The sequence below is a fragment of the Arcobacter sp. genome (assembly GCF_050300555.1).
Taxonomy (GTDB): domain Bacteria; phylum Campylobacterota; class Campylobacteria; order Campylobacterales; family Arcobacteraceae; genus Arcobacter.
In genome coordinates, this window is record NZ_JBNKXY010000004.1 from 137871 (window position 1) to 155061 (window position 17191).

The following is a 17191-nucleotide window of genomic DNA, read 5'->3' on the forward strand; positions in this document are numbered from 1 at the left end:
ATAAAAATTTAATTAATAATATTGTATCCACTAGTGAGTAGGCATACGGACGGAATATAAAGAGGACATATGGGGGGTGTGTCTTTTAAATATACCTACTCGCTAGTGGATACAAAAACTTATTTTTTGAGTGATATCCTTCTTTCAAATAATGCATCCATATCATCATGTATTATTGAATCAATATCTAAAAATATTAATTTTTCTTTATTTAATTCTTTTACATTTTTAAGTCCCATTACTGCTAATAGACTTTTCATACTTTTTAAAATATTATTATGATAATTTTTTACATAATTTGAATGTTTTTGAACAAAGTAATGTCGTCTTTTTTTGATATCCTGTGTTGCAAGTCCAACTGGACATTGATGTTTAGTAGCTCCTGAACAATATCTAGCTCTAATACATCCTGCACTCATCATAAAACCTCTTGCAATTTGTACAAAATCAGCACCTAAACACAATGTAATTACAACATCATCAGGTGTTAAAATTTTTCCACTAGCAGATATTTTTATGTGTTCTCTTACACCATAATCTTTGAGAACTTTATCAACTAAATATAAAGCATCTCTAATGTCCATACCAATTCGTTCCATCATCTCTAAAGGTGCAGTAGCACTTCCACCACTACCACCATCGATAGAAATATAATCAGGGAATGGAAGATTTAAAGGTATTCTTCTTTTAATCTCTTTTGCTATTGGAACAATATTGTCATAATCAGAAACTACAATTTTAATTCCTACAGGTTTCCCTGAAGCTTCTTGAAGTGTGCCAATAAAATCAAAAAGTTCTTCATTTGAAGTAGCATATGGAAATCTATTTGGTGAAAATAAATCCTTATGTGCTTCAATATTTCTATAGTAAGCAATTGATGGAGTAACTTTTTCTGCTACTAATTTCCCACCAGTTTGTTTTGCCCCTTGTGCAAGTTTAATTTCTGTCATCTTACAAAAGCTCATTTGCTTTTTGTAACGTTCCATATCAAAATTACCATCTTTATCCCTTACACCATAAAGCCCTGAACTAATTTGTAAAATAATATCAGGCATATCAGCAGGAACTTCTTTTGGGAAATTTTCAAGTGGTGCATTCCAATTTGGTCTATAAAAACATTTTTTATCTTTATTAAACACATAGGTATCTGCTTCTTGATTCCCTTTAAATATCATTTTTCTATAAAAATCAATTGCTACTGGTTCATTAAAAAAGAATTTAGCAAGTTTAAAAACTCTATAAATAAAAGAGTTTCCTCTAACTACTTGCATATAATTTTTATCATAGTTATAGTGTGTAACAAAAAAATTTGATGTTAATCCACCTTCTCCTGAATTGATAGGAAAATTACCTCTTTGTGCACCATAAACAAAAGCTCTAGTTCCTTCAGGAGATATAGAACCATCACTCATAGGGGCTCTTCCTATTATAGAAGAAGCAACAAATGGTTTTTCTCTTTTTTCTCCAAAAGTAACTGAAAAATCATCATCAACTTCATTATCATTTAATACAATATTTACATGTCTAAGCATAAATTTTGGTTTTGGTAAAGGTTGAGATGGAGAGAAAGATGAAAAGTTTACTTTGTCTCTTGAGGCACTATATACCCAATCTAATTTATCCATTGATTCATAAAATTTTTCGTCACCAAAGTATTGTCTAAAAGGTTCTCTAAATTCTTGAAAAACAAATCTTAAACGACCTATTATTGGATAATTAACTAAAATTTGATGTGTTCTTTGAACATATTTATCATGTACATACCACATGAATATAATCAAACAAAAAACTATCAAAATAATAAACCATGTTCCCATAGATTTTTCCTATTAAATTTTTAAGGATTTTAACATCACAATATGTGTAAATACTGGGTTAAAATAAAAGGTTAATAAGAAGGAATAAACCTTCTTATTTTAAACCTCTTGCTCCAATATTTCCATATCTATGGAATGAGTGAGATATTGATTGCTCAATGAAATAATTAAGAAGTTCAATTCTTCCTTCCATCATTGGCGCTTGTCTTACAATAAATGTAAGAGTTTTTGCTGCTTCTTCAAAAATTGCGCTTGGAACTTTAGATATATTTGAGTAAATAACTCTTTGATAATCTTTAATTACACTTGCAAATGTTTTGTCATCTTGTTCAACAAGATTATTTCCTGCTCCAATTAATTGTGGAGATTTTCTTAAAAATTCAGTAATCTCTTTATTATTGTTTACAGAAACAGTAAATTGAACATTTGAAACTTTTGCAGCAAGTATTCTTGATACGGCTTCAAAAATAGTATCATCTGAACTTACTCTAATAATAACTCTTGTTAAAGGAAGATATTTAAAGTGGTTATCTTCTCCTCTTACTTCACAATAATCTTTTGCTTTACTAAATTCATTTTCATAGTTTTCATAATATGATTGTAAGGCAATAGATAATTTTTCAAAATCCTCTTTATTTTTTCCAGAAGATTTACAATCATCAATAAATTTACTTAATTCAGTAGTATATTTTTTTGATGTTTTTGGAGCTGATTTTTCTGTAAAGTCAACAAATTGTGTAATGTAGTTGAAAATACCAACTTTTCTTCCTGCACCAATTGCAGATTTACCCATTCCACCAAATGGTTGTCTAAGAACTATTGCTCCTGTTGTTCCTCTATTTACATAAAGATTTCCAGCTTTAAGGTTCTCTTTCCAGTATGCTACTTCTCTTTCATCTAGTGATTCAATTCCAGAAGTTAAACCATATCCAGTATCATTTACAATTTTAACAGCGTGTGCTAAATCTTTTGCTTTTATAACAGCAAGTACAGGTCCAAAAAGTTCGTTCATATGAATAAAACTTCCTTCACTAACTCCCCATTTAATTGCTGGTTTTAGCATATATTCATTGTTTTCAGCATATTCAGGTGCCAATAACCACTCTTCATTACCTTCAAGAGTTTCAATTGCTTTTTTAAGATTTCCAGAAACAGGATTTGCTAAAGTACCAATTCTGTTTTTGAAATCCCAAACAGAACCAACACTCATTGAACGTGCAGTATCTACTAAAGCTTTTTTAAATCCTTCATCATTATAAACTTCTTCTTCCAATACTAAAAGTGAAGTAGCAGAACATTTTTGACCAGAGTTTCCAAATGCACTATTACAAACATTTTTAACTGCTTGTTCTCTATCAGCCATATTTGTTACAATAGTTGCATCTTTTCCACCAGTTTCTGCTGTTAGCAATAGATCAGGTCTTGTTTTTAGCATAGTAGCCGCTGTATCTTCACCACCAGTTAAAATTACAAAATCTACATCTTTATTTGCAATTAAATGCTCACCAGCAAGTGCTCCTGGACAAGGAGTAAATTGTAATACATTTTTAGAAATACCAGCATCCCAAAAACATTTACACATTTCATAAGCAGTTAAAGCAGCAACAGAAGCTGGTTTGATAATAACTGTATTTCCAGCAGCAAGTGTAGCAGCAACTCCACCTAATGGAATAGCAACAGGGAAGTTCCAAGGTGGTACAACAACACCAACACCTTTCCCTGTAAACTCTAAGTTTGAATATTTTTCAAAATAGTGTGCACTATATGGGTAGAATTCTACGAAGTCAACTGCTTCAGAAACTTCAACATCAGTTTCAGTGAAAACTTTACCAACTTCAGCAGCCGCAATACCTATTAAATCATCTCTTCTTTCTCTTAATTTAATAGCAACTTTTTTAAGTGCAGCATGTCTTTGTTCATGTGTTAAACTTCTCCAACCATCAACATCTGCTTTCGCTATTTCAACAGCTTTTTTAAGGTCTTCAGCATTTGCATTTGCAAATTTACCTGCTAAAACACCATCTTTTAGTTGGCATTTATCAATTGCTTCAACAATTTTTCTACCTTCAACAATCTCTTCACCACCAACAACTATTGGAGCAATTTTATGTTCTGTATCTTTTGTAAACTTCCATTTTTTTACAATATTTCTAGCCCATTCTTGATTTTTAGGTAATACGAAATCTGTGTCAGCTTCTGCATGATATTCTTTTGTGTCATAAGATGAGTTAGAGAAATCATCCCATTTTTCTTCAAGTCTATTTTGTTTTCTTTTTGCACCTACAAATGATGTTTTTTCATTTTCAAAAGATTTTAAAAATAGCTCTTTTTGCATCTTCCAATCTTTTGAACCAACAGTCAATCCAAAAGAGTATCTAATAAAGTTATCAGGACCAGTATTTTCATCAAGTCTTCTTACTAAGTAAGCAATTGCATTTGTAAATTGTTCTTTTGCAGCAGTTGGAGCATATAAAATTACAGATTTTGAAATCTCTTTGATTGCTAATCTTGCAGCTTCACTCATACCTTCTAACATCTCTAATGTATGGTATGCCGTTGTATTATTTTCTTCTGCTAATGTAGTAGCATATGCTAGCTCAAAAAGATTGTGAGAAGCAGTTCCTATGTGCATATATGGAGCATTTTCACTTTGAAGTGCATATCTTGCCATTCTTTTATAGTTTGAGTCTGTATCAGATTTATCAGTATATGTAACCATTTCCCAATGTTTTTGACTAGCTTCAGTCTCTTCCATTTCCATGTTAGCACCTTTTACAAGTCTAAACTTGATAGGGCTTCCACCATTTTGAACTCTTACTTTTGCCCATTCACATAAATCTTTTTGCCAATTAAATGAATCAGGTAAATATGCTTGTAAAACGATACCTGCATAAAAGTTTTTAAATTCAGGTTTGTCTAATGTTCTTTTAAATACTTCAACAGTAATAGCTAAATCTCTATACTCTTCCATATCAAGATTTATAAATTTATTTGATTTTGTACCATCTGGTGCAATATAAGGATATTTTTGTGCTTGTGCAAATATTTTAGATAGTTTTTCAACTAATACTTCAACTGTATGTTCAAAGTTTAATGCGTTGATTTGAGAATAAATTGTTGATATTTTGATTGAAATATAGTCAATATTTGGATTAGTTAGTGCTTTTAAATATTTTTCCATTCTTTCACTAGCTTCTTCTTCACCAAGAACAACTTCACCAATTAAATTGATATTTACTCTAGTACCTTCTTTTTTTCTCATTATTAAGTGTTTATTAAAAGGCTCATCCTCTCCTTTAATAACTACTGTTTTTGTATCTTCTCTTATTTGATTTACAAACATAGGAACAGATAAGTTTGGTAAAAATTTACCAAAGTTTTGGAATAACCATAAAAGTGTTTTATCTTTAGTCGTAAAAAAGTGAGCCATTCCATGTTTTTCTAAAAGAAAAATAATTTGATCAGCAACCCTTGCATTAGAATCACATCTAAAACATTGATCCATCAACTCTATTAAAAGAGCTTTATCTTTAGGATGTTCAAGCATTTTATTCATTTTTACATAAAATTCTCTATCCCAATCACTTACAAGTTGTGTTGCTCTATTTTGCCATTTTTCAGCTAATTGTATTGCTGAGTTTATAATTTCTGTTTCGTTTTTCATTTATTATCCTTAAAAATTTATTGTTTTCTTAAATTATTTTTTAAGCAGTCTAAGAGCACTCCTTTTAAATGTGCTCAAAAGACAAATGACTTTAAATATAGTCATTTTGCTATTTTAATTAAGGATTCACTGGCCTTTATGTAAATCTTGTATTTTTGATTTTAATCTACGTTTATGTCTCATAATTAATGTTTTTTCCCTAAATACGCTTCTTGAATTGTTTTTGAGTTTAATAACTCTTCTGCAGTTCCTTCATGTGTTATTTTTCCTACTTCTAAAACATATGCTCTGTCAGCTAGTTTTAACGCTGCTTTTGCATTTTGTTCTACTAGTAAAACTGTAACACCACTTAATGCAATCTCTTTTACTGCTTTAAAAATTGCTTTAATTAAAATTGGAGCAAGTCCAAGTGATGGCTCATCCAAAATTAAAAGTTTAGGCTTACTCATAATAGCTCTTCCAATAGCAAGCATTTGTTGCTCACCACCAGATAAAGTACCTGCAAGTTGTTTTTTTCTCTCTTTTAATCTTGGTAAAATGTCATAAATCCACTCTAAAGTCTCTTTATCATGGTGTTTTAATGTATAAGCTCCCATCATAAGATTTTCTTCAACAGTCAATGTTCCAAAAACTCTTCTTCCTTCAGGAGAATGAGACATACCAAGTCCTACAATATCATGCGCTTCACATTTAGTAATATCATTTTTATCAAAAATAATATTTCCTGATTTCGCTTTTAGAAGTCCAGAAATTGTTTGTAAAGTTGTAGTTTTCCCAGCACCATTTGCACCAAGAATTGTTACAACTTCTCCTCTTAATACTTTTAAAGAGATACCTTTAATAGCTGAAATTGCTCCATAAGATACATGAAGATCTCTAATCTCTAATAATACTTCATTATTTACCATTATTCGTTCTCCTCATCATCTGTTCCAATATATGCTTCAATTACTTTTGGGTCATCTTGAACAAAAGATGGAACACCTTGAGAAATCTCTTTACCAAAGTTAATAACAGTGATATAATCAGTTAATTTCATAACCATATCCATATCATGTTCAATCATCATAATCCCAAGTCCCATCTCTTTTATTTTTAAGATGATATTTGTAAGTTCGATTGTTTCATTTTCATTAAGTCCAGCTGCTGGCTCATCTAAGATAAGAAGCTCAGGTTCAGCTGCAAGTGCTCTTGCCATTTCTACTTTTCTTTGATTACCATATGATAAGTCACCTGCTGGCGTATCAGCATATTTAGATAAACCAAAAAAATCCATCAATTCATCAACTTTTTCCCATCGTTTCTTTTCATCTTTTTTATAAAAAGGAGTGTGAATAATCGCATGGTACCAATTTTGTTTAGATTTTGTGTGACATCCTGCAATAATATTTTCTGCTACACTCATCTCTTTAAATAATCTAATATTTTGGAATGTTCTTAAAACCCCTCTTTGAGCAATTTTATGTGGTTCCATTCCTGTAATATCTTCACCTTTATATCTAATTGTTCCACGTTCTGGAGTATAAATACCTGTTACACAGTTGAATAATGTAGTTTTTCCAGCACCATTAGGTCCAATGATTCCATATATTTGACCTGGTTTTACATTAATAGTTAAATTATCAATTGCAACTAATCCATGGAAATATTTTGTAACATTTTCAATCTCTAGTACATATTTCATTATTTTGCCTCCCCCGCTTTCTCTTTAAGAAATTTTGGGATATTTCCGAATTTTGCTGGCCAAACACCATTTGGTCTTAATATCATTGTAAGAACCATAGCTGCCCCAAAAATTAAATATCTTGATTCTTTAAATTCTGTAAATAATTCAGGTAAAACGAACATAACAAATGTACCAACAATAATTCCAGGAAGTGAAGCTGATCCACCAACTAAAACAATTGCAAAGAACATAACTGATTGCATAAAGTTAAATGACTCTGGACTTACAGCTGAATATTGTACTGCAAATACCGCACCCGCAGCTCCAGCAATAGCAGCACCTAAAGCAAAAGCAAAAAGTTTGTAGTATGAAATGTTAACACCCATAGATTTTGCTGCAATTTCATTTTTATTTATATAATATAAGGCTCTTCCATATTTTGAAGTATCTAAATTTCTTATAATAAATAAAGTTATAATTAATAAACCAAATGCAACATAATAAATTGATGTATCAGATGTAAATTCATATCCAAAAACTTTAATAAAATCAATTCCAAAAATACCATTTGGACCACCTGTTAAACCAAAGATGTCATTTTTTAGTACTTGTTCAAATATAATATTAAAACCAACAGTTGCAACTAATAAATAATCTCCTCTTAAGTGAATAATTGGACCTGCAAGTAAAACAGAAATAACAACTGGCAATAAAATTGCAAATGGAATAGTTTCAATAATAGTAAAACCAAAATGTACATTTAATATAGCTGTTGTATATGCTCCCATACCAAAGAAAATGGCATGTCCCATATTAAATACACCAGCACGTCCTAGAATAATATCTTGAGAAAATGCAACAACAGCAAATACTAAAAATGTAATACCAATACTTAACCAAGCAGAGTCAACTAAAAAAGGAAAAACTGCCATGATTATTAAAAAAAGTGTAGCAATAATTGTTGTTCTGTTCATTATACTTTCTCCGCCGTTTTTTCACCAAGAATTCCAGTTGGTTTTACAATTAATATTATAATTAATAAAATAAATGTAAATGTCTCTGCCCATGTAGTAGAGATATATCCTGAAATTAAGGCATTAAATAATCCAAGTAATAATCCACCAAGCATAGCTCCTGGAATATTTCCAATTCCACCAATAATTGCTGCAATAAAGGCATTTAAACCATAAAGCCATCCCATATCAAATGTTAAACCTCTATAATAAATTCCAATAAATAAACCACCAATTGCTCCTAACATAGAACCAATAATAAAAATAGTCATAATAACTCTATTTACATTGATACCCATAAGTTTTGCAGCATCTTGATCAATTGCTGATGCTCTAATTGCTGTTCCCATTTTTGTTTTATTAATAAATAAATAAAGTGCAATCATTAGTACAGATGAAAGTGCTAAAATTACTAATTGTGTAAATGAAATAATTACCCCACCAAAGTTCCATGAAGTGCTTGGAAATACATCAGCTGGAAAAATTTCCATATTTGGACCCCAAATAAGCATAATTCCATTTTGTATTACAAGAGATGCACCAAGTGCTGAAACAACAGCACTTAATCTTGGTGCCGTTCTTAAAGGTCTATATGCAAGACGCTCAAGAAGAACACCCACAAAAGCCACAACTAACGCTGTTAATGTAAATACAATAACAATATTTACTAATGACAATGCATTTGAACCATAAAACTGCGTAAAAATAGTCAATCCTACATAAGCAGAAAAGGCAACAAGGTCACCGTGTGCGAAGTTAATTAACTTCATCACACCGTAAACCATTGTATAACCTAAAGCTACCAATGCATACAGACTTCCTATTGTTAAACCATTTATTAACTGTTGAAGTAAAGTATCCATATTTTAATGCCCTATTATTCAGTAACTACTTGTTTTGTACCATCATTTTTCATTTTATAAACAACAAATTTAGCACCAACTCTTTCACCATCTTCTCTAATGTTAAATGGTCCAGTAATTCCTGCGAAATCTTTCATAGTATTTCTAATGTAATCAGAAATCTTTTTAGTATCAAATGATTTTGTTTTTTCAACACCTTCAATAACAGCTCTTAATCCATCTGCATTTGTAACAGGCCAAATTGATGGAGGATTCATTTTAAATCTATCTTTATATGCTGCTAAATATTTTTTAGCTTCTGGGTATGGTAAAATTTCAGGAGTTGGGAAGTTAATTAAAACTGTACCTTCGGCTGCATCACCTGCAAGTTTATAGAAATCTGGGTTATCATTTGAATCCCCACCGATAAAGTCAGCATTTATTTGTAATTGTTTTTGTTGAGCTCTTAACAATCCACCATCAGTATAGTAACCAGAGTAGTAAATTACATCTGGGTTCATTGCTTTAACTTTTGTTAACATTGCTGTAAAGTTTTGAGTACCTGATTTGATTTTTCCTCTGAAAATTACATTTCCACCAAGTGCTTTTATTGAAGCTTCTGTTGCATCACCAAGACCAGTTGAATAAGAAGAATAGTCAGATAAAACTACGATATTTTTATATTTTTTAGTTTTTACCATATACTCAGCTGTAAAATCACTTTGAGAAGAGTTTGGAAAAGAATTTCTAAAGAAAGTCCAGTATTTTTTTGTAATTAAAGAATCACTTGTTCCATCACTTGTTTGAAGTATATTTTTTCTAAAATATGTAGTTTGTGCTGCTTCAGTTGCACCTGAAGTATAAGAACCAATTACAGCAATAACACCTTCATTTGCTAATTTTTTAGCACAAACTGCAGCTTTTTGAGCTTTTGCTTCGTCATCACAAGTTACAACTTCGATTTTTTTACCAAGAAGTCCACCTGCAGCATTTTTCTCATCTACTATAAGTTTTACAAAGTTTTCTATACTTTGACCTTCATTTGCATATTCTCCTGTAATTGGTGCTTGAACCCCAATTTTAACCACATCGCTAGCTAATAATGAGCTAGTAACAATTGCACTTACTGCAATAGCTTTTGTTATATTTTTTATATTCATTTTTTCCCTTTCTATTTTTGATTTATAAAGTATGCTCTATGATGTAACAACCGATACACCATTCACCAATTTTTTCTATTTTTTTTATATCGCCTCCTTTGAAACTAGATTTTAAATTTTTGTATGAATAAACTATTTCATCAAATGCTTTTATTATCTCTTCTAATCTTTTTTTTGCATCTTTTCTTGCACTATTAGAAATATCTAAATAAAAAGCAAACATTCCATAATCCAAAGTTGAATCTTCTTTTTTTGTTCGCTCTAACATTTGACACATAAGATGAATGTCATTTTTATATTCATCTTGTGCATTTCTTACACCATTTTTTATTGACATAATAACTCTTGATATAGAGTCATTATCTGTTCGATGTTTAAACCTTGTATCAAGTGTGATAGATAAGTATCTATCAGTTATTGATTTATTTTTCATAAACTCTTTAAAAGCAGTTCTATTTGGTAAAGAACATCTTAAGATGTCAGAAACAGTAGCATCTATAAATATCTCTGGAGTATCTTCAATTTTACCTATTTCTTGTGCAACATGAATCGTCAAAAAGTTTTCAGTTGCATTAGATAGATATAATTCATCTGAAGTCCAAAAGCTATAATTTCTTTTCGCTTTGTTTATTCCTGCAATTACTGCATCAATAACTTCATCTTGCTTTGGAAATATATTCATTATTCGTGCTCTCTATAGTTTTCATCAACTTCTTGAATAATTCCACTTTCAAATAAAATATCTTCAATAAGTTTATTTTTAGAAATTCCTAGATTTTTACTTAAAATAACAAGTGCTACATCTAACTCACTATTTATTTTAATAGTTAGTTGTGAAACCTCTTTTTTGTTTTTTTTTAAATGTTTATCAATAACATTTTGAATAACTGCTCTGTTATTTTTAAGCTTTGCCATTTTCTAAAAGTCCTAATAAAAATTTGGTACTACTTTTTGTACTACCTTTTTTATATTAGGGATTATTTCATATTGAAACTTAACTGGGACTTAAAAATTAGCCAAAAACTGTATAAAAAATATACATTTTGGCTTTTTTTATGAAATGCTATGTTAATGCTATGTTAATGCTATGTTAATGCTACGTAAGAGTTAAAATGGAGATTTTTTTAGTTGTTGTAAAATTAGTCCTAAGATTATTGTAATTAATCCAATTACTGTAGAAATAAAAATCTCTTCACCAACTATAAAGTGTATAAAGATTAAAGAGATAAAAGGAGAGATAAATATTAAGTTTGCAATTCTACCAACCTTTGGTGTTAGTTGTAATGCTTTTAACCATAATAAAAAGGTAATACCCATTTCAAATAATCCCACATAAGTAGCTCCTAAAATACCTTCAATACTTGGAATTGAAAATGAGTGAAATAGAAGTATATAAATAGAAATAAAAGGTAGTGATACCAAAAAGTAAGAACATAGACTTATAATAGGGTCAAATTTATTTTTAGTGTTTATTATCCAATATGTTGCCCAAAGTATAGTTGATATAATTGCATACATCAAACCTTCTAAATTTGAAAATTCTAAACCTAAGACATTTCCTTTAGTTGAAATAATTAGTACTCCAAAATAACACATAATACCTGCAATGATATCCTTTAGTGTAAGTGAGTGCTTTAAAAATATTGCAGAAAAGTATGCTAAGACTAAAGCCCAAGTATAGTTTATGGCTTGTGCTTCTTGTGCTGGCAATAAGTCATAGGCTTTAAAAAGCATCAAATAATATAAAAATGGATTTAATAAAGAGGATATTAATACATTTTTTTTATTGTTATTTATAAATTCAAATAAAACTTTTAGTTGTCTATTTTTGATAATAACTGATAAAAAAAGTATAGTAGAGACTAAACTAGAATAAAATAAAAGTTCATATGGAGCCAATGATTGCAAAGATATTTTAAATGCTGTTGCAACAGTTGACCAAAGAAATACAGCCAATAAAGCATATTTGTAATCATTTGATAATAAATTCATAATTTTCCTAAAATTTTTTGAAATGTTACTCCTAAAAAGCTTTATGAAAAATTATTTATTTGAACTTATTAAATAGTTTTTGCTTCCATTTACTTGATGAAAAATATTTATCCCATATTTATTTGAGTAAAGTCTTAACAAAAGTTTTTGCAAAGTAGGCTCTATAGATGGGGTAAACCAAGCATTATTTGAAATTACTATCATGTTTTTTGTATTTTTGAGATTTTGATACAACTCTTCACTTGTAGCTTCATAACAAATGGCATTTCTAAAATTAGTATCTTTTACTTTATAATCAGTTGGATTTTTTTCTTTCGTATAATCTTTTGCTCCATTATAAAAAGTATCATTAATAAAATCAGTAATAAATTTAGGCAAAGGAATAGCTTCACCAAAAGGTACAAGTACAACCTTATGTGCAAGTTTTACATTACCATTATTAAAAATATATGTTGAGTTTTTGTATTCACCTTTTTCATAAAATAGTGCTCCTGTTACAATAGTGATGTGATGTGATTTATCAAGTAAACTTTGCATTATGAATTCTTGTTTATTTAGTAGCAAAGGGAAAGCAGTCTCTGGTAAAACCACCACATCATCTTTGTTTTTGATTGCACTATTTATTTGTTCAAAATTCATATCAATAATTGAAGCTAGGTTTTTTCTGTCCCATTTATAATCTTGATTAACTGAATATTCAGGCAAAGATATTTTTATGTTATTTATTTTTTCTGGACTAGGGTTTAAATTTATAAAAAAGATAATTAGTATGCAAATAAAGTAAAAAAGAACTCTTTTTTTTACTAAAAATATCGTAGTAAAAATAAGTAGTGCTAGAATAATTTTATTTGCTTCAAAATAAGTATCTAAAAGTAAAATTTCTGGTTTAAACCAATTAAAACCAAGTGGTTCGATAAAACTTAAAGCGAAAAATATTATGGCTCTTAAGATAAGATGATCTTTTATACTAATAGCTATAAATAAAAAAGCATATATAAAAGCAAACCCTAATATAACTAAAGGAATTAAAAAAGTTAAATCATAATATCGAAAGGAAAAACTTATCCAATAAAACCAAAATATTCCAATAAAAAAGCCCGTAAAAAATAGTGAACTTCTATTTATAGTAAGAATAAAATAAAAAGATAAAAGTACAAAAATCGTATTTATTAGTTTTATTTCAAGATTAAAATATGCCAAATAAATAGGAGTTGAAAACAATAAAGCTGTAATCAAGCCTTTTATTATATTGGTTTTGTTAAAATACTCGCGTTTTAGGAAAAACATATTAAATCATTATAAAGGAAGTACCATGGGTCAAAGCGGTGACTTAATAAGTTCATTATTACCTCTTGTTGCATTATTTGCAATATTTTACTTTTTAATTATTAGACCACAACAAAAGCAAGCTAAACAGCATAAGCAAATGATTGCGGATCTTAAAAAAGGTGATAAGATTGTAACAAATGGTGGCTTAATCGTTGAAATTTCTAAAGTTGAAGAGACTTCTTTTACTGTAAAAAATATAGATGGTTCAGAAATGAAATTAGCAAGAGAGTTCGTAGCTAGAATTGCTGATTGATAGATAAAACATGTAAATTTTTTACATGTTTTACCACTTATTCCTATAACCTAACTTACTATTTAAGGATAAAGATTGAAAATCTTAAATTATAGACTTATTATATTTATTTTAAGCATTATTTTTGGTGTAGTATTTTCTATACCATCTTTCCTCCAAACTGATTCAGGAAAAAAAATCTCACTAGGACTTGATTTACAAGGTGGATTGCATTTACTTTTGGGTGTTAAAACCAATGAAGCAGTAGTTTCAAAAATCAAATCTATAGCAGCAACCGTAAAATACTACTCAGAAGATGAAGAGATATTAATAGAAGATTTAACTATTAATTCTGATAGCGTACGATTTTTAGTACTTGACCCAGATGAGGTTAAAAGAGTTGATGAAATGTTAAGCAAAATAAAGGGTTTGAACATTGAAAAATCAGAAGATAATAACTACTCAATTACTTTAACTCCTGAAGAGATAGCTATTACAAAAGATCAAGCAGTATCACAAGCTGTTGAGACTATTAGAAACAGACTTGACCAATTTGGACTAGCTGAACCAACTGTTATAAGACAAGGTCAAACTGATATAGTTGTTGAACTTCCAGGGATTAAAACACAAGCTGATGAACAAGCAGCAAGGGAACTTATATCTAAACCTGCAAACTTAGAACTTATGGCAGTAGATGAGGATAGATTTGACCAAGTTTACACTATGAGTTCGGCACAGGCTTCACAATATGGAGATATTATTTTAGAAGATGCAAAAGATGCAACAAAAAAATATCTAGTAAGAGAAATACCTATTTTAAATGGAAGTCAAGTAACAGATGCACAAGTTGCCTTTGACCAATCAAATCAAGCAATTATTAATTTTACTCTAAACTCTATTGGTGCAAAAGTTTTTGGAGAATTTACTTCTAAAAGTATAGGAAAAAGACTTGCTATTGTTTTAGATGGTAAAGTTTATTCTGCTCCAAATATACGAGAGCGAATTGGTGGTGGAAGTGGACAAATTTCTGGTGGATTTACTTTAGTTGAAGCTGGAAATGTTGCAATTGCTTTAAGAAGTGGAGCTTTACCAGCTTCTGTTGAGTTATTAGAAAAAAGAAGTGTTGGACCATCTTTAGGAGCTGATTCTATCAAAGCATCTATGATTGCACTTATTGCTGGATTTGCTTTAGTTGTTGTATTTATGATTGTTTATTATGGAATGGCTGGAGTTATTGCAAATGTAGCTCTTGTAACAAATATTTTTATAATAATAGCAGTTATGGCAATGTTTGGAGCTACTTTAACACTTCCTGGTATGGCAGGGATTGTATTAACTGTAGGTATGGCAGTTGATGCTAACGTAATTATTACAGAGAGAATTAAAGAGTTACTTCATAATGGAGTATCAATTACAAAAGCTATCGAAGATGGATATTCAAATGCAATGAGAGCAATCTTAGATGCAAATATTACAACACTTCTTGTGGCAGTTATTTTATATGTATATGGAACGGGACCTATTAAAGGGTTTGCTATTACTATTTCTATTGGTATTTTGGCATCTATGTTAACAGCTATTTTAGGAACACATGGTATTTATGAATCTTTATTACCAAAGATGAATAGAGAGAAAAATTTAAGAAAATGGTTTGGGATAAAATAATGGAATTTTTTAAAGGTGATAAAATATACAATTTTATGGGTAAGAGATTACCATTTTTAGGTTTTTCAGCTATTTTAGTCGTGGCATCAATTGTATTACTTCTTACAAAAGGTGTTAATTTTGGTATTGATTTTGCAGGTGGAACTTTAGTTCAAGTTAAATATGAAACTCCTGCTCCAATTGATAAAATTAGAGAGATATTAAACAATACAAAAGAGTATAAAAACTCAGCTATTACGAAATTTGGTAGTGATGAAGAGATTGTTATTAGAGTGACAAGTTCTACAAATAGTGTATCAAATGACTTAGGTGATGAGATTAGAAAAGTATTGGTAAATACTGGAAACTTTGAGATTAGAAGAGTTGATATCGTTGGTCCAAAAGTTGGTGGTGAATTAAGAGAAAAAGGTCTTATGGCATTTGTTTTATCACTTATTGTGATTATGGCTTATGTTTCATTTAGATTTGAGTGGAGATTTGCCTTTGCTTCTATTTTAGCTTTAGTGCATGATGTTACGATTGCCTTAGGTGCCGTGAGTTTATTTAATGTGGAAGTTAATCTTGATATTTTAGCAGCTATTCTTACACTCCTTGGGTACTCATTAAATGATACAATTATTGTATTTGATAGAATTAGAGAGGGTGTTCAAACTTCTAAAGAGAGTGATTTAGGAGTTGTGGTTAATGAATCAGTTTCAAGAACATTATCAAGAACTACTCTTACATCATTGACAACATTCTTTGTGGTTGCAACTTTATACTTCTTTGGTGGAGAGATTATCAATGGTTTTGCCTTTACATTATTAGTTGGTATTATTGTTGGTACATATTCATCTATTTTTATCGCAGCTTCGTTTTTAGTACAGCTTAAATTCTCAATTGAGAATTTTAGAAGTAAAGAAGCAGAGAAGATGAAAAAGCAAAAAGAGAAAGAAAAACTAAGAGCGATGTTTGAGCAGGGAACAGTCTAAGAAACGTAGTTTCTAAACATCATCTTTTGCAAAATTTCTGCGTTGGAGAGGAATTTTAAATGCTCACGTACTAAAGTGTACGCTCCGCTTTAAACTTCCTCTCCGCCTTGAATTCTCACAAAATCTAATATTTATAAACTACGTTTCTCCTAGAAATTCATTAGTCTTTGTTTTCAAATTTTTTTATGCTAGAATTATGTATATAAAATATATGCATAAGGAGTACACATGACTGCTATTTATGATAAAACAGCAAAGAAAAAAGCTACAAATGTTTCTATCAATTCAGATTTATTGGAAAAGGCAAAATATTATAAGATAAATATTTCTTCAAGTATAGAAAAAACTTTAGAAGTTTTAGTAAAAGAAAAAGAAGTTCAATTATGGGAAGAAGAAAATAAAGAAGCTATCAATGACTACAACAATAGAATAGTACAAAATGGTCTTTTTAGCAATGGGTTAAGAAGTTTCTGATGGCACAGTTTGATGTATATAAAAATATAAATGAAAGTTCAAAAGAATCTATTCCTTATTTATTAGATATTCAAAATAATATTTTAAAAAACTTATCCTCCCGGGTGGTTGTTCCTTTAGTTTTAAAATCAAAAGGTGCAAAAATATTAAACCCAATATTTGAAATAGAAAACCAAAAAGTTATTATGTCAACTGCTGAACTTGCAAGTATTCCAAATGATAAAATAGGTGAAAAAGTTTGTTCTTTAGAAGAAAGAAGAGATGAAATAATTGGGGCGATTGATTTTTTGATTACAGGATTTTAAATTTGATAAGACTGTTCTTTAAAATCTAATAAAATAACAGTCTTATCTATGGAAATATAAT

General features: G+C 29.6%; 16 protein-coding genes. 5 read left to right on the forward strand and 11 right to left on the reverse strand.

Annotated features, from left to right (window positions below):
• Positions 1–119: 119 nt before the first annotated feature.
• The 11 genes from ACQY5W_RS04495 to ACQY5W_RS04545 all read right to left on the reverse strand — a co-directional run bounded on the left by ACQY5W_RS04495 (position 120) and on the right by ACQY5W_RS04545 (position 13441).
• Positions 120–1817 carry a glutamate synthase-related protein gene (locus ACQY5W_RS04495; protein ID WP_428023752.1) on the reverse strand — a complete coding sequence of 566 codons (1698 nt, stop codon included), beginning with the start codon at positions 1815–1817 and terminating at the stop codon, positions 120–122.
• Between the two features lie 94 nt (positions 1818–1911).
• A complete protein-coding gene (locus tag ACQY5W_RS04500; protein WP_428023753.1) occupies positions 1912–5481 on the reverse strand; it encodes a proline dehydrogenase family protein in 3570 nt (1189 codons plus the stop codon).
• Positions 5482–5666: 185 nt separating this feature from the next.
• Positions 5667–6389, reverse strand: a complete 723-nt coding sequence (locus ACQY5W_RS04505) for an ABC transporter ATP-binding protein (RefSeq protein ID WP_428023754.1) — start codon at positions 6387–6389, stop codon at positions 5667–5669.
• Positions 6389–7165, reverse strand: coding sequence for an ABC transporter ATP-binding protein (locus tag ACQY5W_RS04510; RefSeq protein ID WP_428023755.1), 777 nt, complete (start codon positions 7163–7165; stop codon positions 6389–6391). Before ACQY5W_RS04510 ends, ACQY5W_RS04505 begins: the two co-directional genes overlap by 1 nt.
• Positions 7165–8121, reverse strand: a complete 957-nt coding sequence (locus ACQY5W_RS04515) for a branched-chain amino acid ABC transporter permease (RefSeq protein ID WP_428023756.1) — start codon at positions 8119–8121, stop codon at positions 7165–7167. The genes ACQY5W_RS04510 and ACQY5W_RS04515 overlap by 1 nt, the downstream gene beginning before the upstream one ends.
• Positions 8121–9023: a branched-chain amino acid ABC transporter permease gene (locus ACQY5W_RS04520; protein WP_428023757.1), complete on the reverse strand. Its 903-nt coding sequence runs from the start codon at positions 9021–9023 to the stop codon at positions 8121–8123. Before ACQY5W_RS04520 ends, ACQY5W_RS04515 begins: the two co-directional genes overlap by 1 nt.
• 14 nt (positions 9024–9037) lie before the next feature.
• Positions 9038–10162: a branched-chain amino acid ABC transporter substrate-binding protein gene (locus ACQY5W_RS04525; RefSeq protein WP_428023758.1), complete on the reverse strand. Its 1125-nt coding sequence runs from the start codon at positions 10160–10162 to the stop codon at positions 9038–9040.
• A 22-nt stretch (positions 10163–10184) separates the two neighbouring features.
• On the reverse strand, positions 10185–10844 hold the full coding sequence (locus tag ACQY5W_RS04530; RefSeq protein WP_428023759.1) for a hypothetical protein: 660 nt from the start codon (positions 10842–10844) through the stop codon (positions 10185–10187).
• Positions 10844–11077 carry a hypothetical protein gene (locus tag ACQY5W_RS04535; protein WP_428023760.1) on the reverse strand — a complete coding sequence of 78 codons (234 nt, stop codon included), beginning with the start codon at positions 11075–11077 and terminating at the stop codon, positions 10844–10846. Before ACQY5W_RS04535 ends, ACQY5W_RS04530 begins: the two co-directional genes overlap by 1 nt.
• A 192-nt stretch (positions 11078–11269) precedes the next feature.
• A complete protein-coding gene (locus tag ACQY5W_RS04540) occupies positions 11270–12154 on the reverse strand; it encodes a DMT family transporter (RefSeq protein WP_428023761.1) in 885 nt (294 codons plus the stop codon).
• A gap of 51 nt (positions 12155–12205) precedes the next feature.
• Positions 12206–13441, reverse strand: a complete 1236-nt coding sequence (locus tag ACQY5W_RS04545) for an apolipoprotein N-acyltransferase (RefSeq protein ID WP_428023762.1) — start codon at positions 13439–13441, stop codon at positions 12206–12208.
• 25 nt (positions 13442–13466) lie between these two features.
• On the opposite strand from ACQY5W_RS04545, the gene yajC reads away from it, so the two are divergent.
• From yajC to ACQY5W_RS04570, 5 genes are all read left to right on the forward strand, one after another.
• Complete coding sequence (gene yajC / locus ACQY5W_RS04550; protein WP_428023763.1) at positions 13467–13736, forward strand: preprotein translocase subunit YajC; 270 nt, start codon at positions 13467–13469, stop codon at positions 13734–13736.
• 75 nt (positions 13737–13811) lie between these two features.
• Positions 13812–15380, forward strand: coding sequence for a protein translocase subunit SecD (gene secD, locus ACQY5W_RS04555; RefSeq protein WP_428023764.1), 1569 nt, complete (start codon positions 13812–13814; stop codon positions 15378–15380).
• Entirely contained in the window at positions 15380–16351 is a 972-nt protein-coding gene (secF, locus tag ACQY5W_RS04560) for a protein translocase subunit SecF (protein WP_428023765.1), read from the forward strand. The genes secD and secF overlap by 1 nt, the downstream gene beginning before the upstream one ends.
• 228 nt (positions 16352–16579) lie before the next feature.
• Positions 16580–16825 carry a type II toxin-antitoxin system CcdA family antitoxin gene (locus ACQY5W_RS04565; RefSeq protein ID WP_428023766.1) on the forward strand — a complete coding sequence of 82 codons (246 nt, stop codon included), beginning with the start codon at positions 16580–16582 and terminating at the stop codon, positions 16823–16825.
• Positions 16825–17130, forward strand: coding sequence for a CcdB family protein (locus ACQY5W_RS04570; RefSeq protein WP_428023767.1), 306 nt, complete (start codon positions 16825–16827; stop codon positions 17128–17130). Before ACQY5W_RS04565 ends, ACQY5W_RS04570 begins: the two co-directional genes overlap by 1 nt.
• The last annotated feature ends 61 nt before the right edge of the window (positions 17131–17191 follow it).